This is a genomic window from Gammaproteobacteria bacterium (assembly GCA_030680605.1).
Lineage (GTDB): Bacteria > Pseudomonadota > Gammaproteobacteria > SURF-13 > SURF-13 > JAQBXX01.
Map to the genome: position 1 here is coordinate 1 of JAUXUQ010000017.1, position 2,165 is coordinate 2,165.

General features: G+C 44.6%; 2 protein-coding genes. Both read right to left on the reverse strand.

Annotated features, from left to right (window positions below; translation table 11 throughout):
* Positions 1 to 1,205, reverse strand: a 1,205-nt coding sequence (locus Q8L89_07280) for a condensation domain-containing protein (protein ID MDP1708847.1), incomplete at its 3' end; no start/stop codon positions are given.
* Positions 1,195 to 2,165 (reverse strand): PepSY-associated TM helix domain-containing protein (locus Q8L89_07285; protein MDP1708848.1); only part of this gene is annotated, 971 nt, incomplete at its 5' end. The genes Q8L89_07285 and Q8L89_07280, both read right to left, overlap by 11 nt.

Consider the following 2,165-nt stretch of genomic DNA (forward strand, 5'->3'; position numbering starts at 1 on the left):
TGCAGCACAAACATCACCTGAAAAATGGGGTTATACCCTGGGTTACGTTGCGGTTTTAATTCCTCCACCAACTTGTCAAACGGAACATCCTGATTCGACTGAGCATCCAGTACCTGCTCTTGCGTTGTTTTAATTAACTCAATAAAACTCGGATTATTCTCAAGCTTTGTTCGTATTACCAGCGTATTGATAAAAAAACCGATTAAGTTTTCCAGTTCCGGTTTCGTCCGCCCTGCAAAGGGGATACCCACACAAATATCTTTTTCACCGCTGTAGCGATGAAGCAGAATATTGAAACAACTGAGTAACAAGGTAAAAAGTGTGCATCCATTTGACTGGCCAATTTTATGTAATCGAGCAGTAAGTTCAGGCGATATATTGAAAAAATAACTCGCCCCCTGATAACTTCTTACGCTGGGGCGCGAACGGTCAGCGGGCAGTTCCAGCAACTCCGGAATGCCTTGTAGCTGTTTCTTCCAATAACCTAATTGTTGCACTAATCGCTGCCCCTGCAAGCGATTGTGCTGCCAATAAGAAAAATCCGCGTATTGAACAGCTAATTCCGGCAAGGGCGAGTCCTGACCTTTTATAAAAGCTTGGTAAAGCGTTGCGAATTCTCTCAGTAATACTCCGGCCGACCAACCATCGAAAGCGATGTGATGCGCTGAAAACACCAGTATAAACACCTCTTCATGTTCTTGTTGCCCCAAACACAGAAGACTCACTCGCAACAATGGGCCTGTTGTCAGGTTAAAAGCGGTATTTCCATCGTCTCTGGAAATCCGCTGTGATTCCGCTTCACGCTGCGATTCCGGCAAATGAGTCAAGTCACGCCGCTGAATAGAAAGACAAAGTTCAGGAGCCAAAACCAGCTTCGGTTGGCCATTAACTTCGGCAATGGCGGTTCGCAATATTTCGTGTCGGCTGACAATTTCGTTGATGCATTTTTGCAATACCGATAAATCCAGATTGCCAGTAAGCCGTAAAGCCGTCGAATAGTTATACCCGGAACTGTTCGGATTTATTTTATGCAAATACCATAACCGCAATTGTGCTGGAGACAATTGCGCAAAACCTTCCGGCCGCTTTACGAAAGCCGAGTCGGAAACAGCAACCGCTTTGCCTTGCAGATATCGGTCAAGTAATGCTCTTTTAGCTTGCGAGAGTGTTGTTTTTCGTTCTAAGTTTTGCGTATCAATATACATCGTCAACTTCTCCTGTTTTAATCTGTATTCCATCAACCTTATGCCGTTTTTTCTGCGAAGCTCGACGCTTTTGTAACCATCGGATCATCCCGGTAATAAATAACACCGCACAAGCAATACCGGATAACAGCACCAAAATTCTACCGGGCATTCCTAATACATAACCTGAATGCAATGGCCACATCCACTGCATAAATACATTGCCACCTGTTCCCGAAAGGGAATCGAATGCATGTAAGACTTCTCCGTAACGATCAATCACTACTTTTTGAACACCGTGAAAACCGGCTCCCAGTGAAGCTTTAAAGTTAAACTCATAAACACCGGTTGCTGAGTCTGGAATAGAAAACCAGAACAAATCACTGGCAGGATAAAGTTTTTGCGCAACGTGCCAGGCATGATCGACAGAAACAGATGGCTTATCTTCCCGTGGTTGTGTTTTATAGTCCTTCACGGCAGTAACCGTTGAGAATCGTTCGACCAACCAAGTGAATTGATCAGGTAAGTTCATAGAAATCCCTGATAAAAACACAGCCAAAAGCACCGGGGTCGAATAGAAACCGAAGCTTTTGTGCAGATCGTGATTCAAGCGTTCAGCACTTCCCCGGCGTTTAATGGTCAGTGACTGCAACCATTTTCCAGTCAATGGCCACCAAACAATGACGCCAGTCATTACTGAAATCAAGAAAAGCACACCCAAAATACCGACCAGAATCATGCCGCTATCGCCAGCTAACAAGGCATAATGCAACCTGAAGATGAAACCGATAAAACAGTAACTAAACAAGTCGGTTGCATGATAGAACACTCGTGTTCCGATAACTTTTGCTGTATAGGGATTGACGAAAACATTCATGCTATGTCGGTTACCCGTCTCATCTGCGGGAACTTTATAAAAAAAGTAACCGGCCTGTTCAGGGTGATGCGGCGGGTAGGCATATGAAAACTTCGCATTGACCG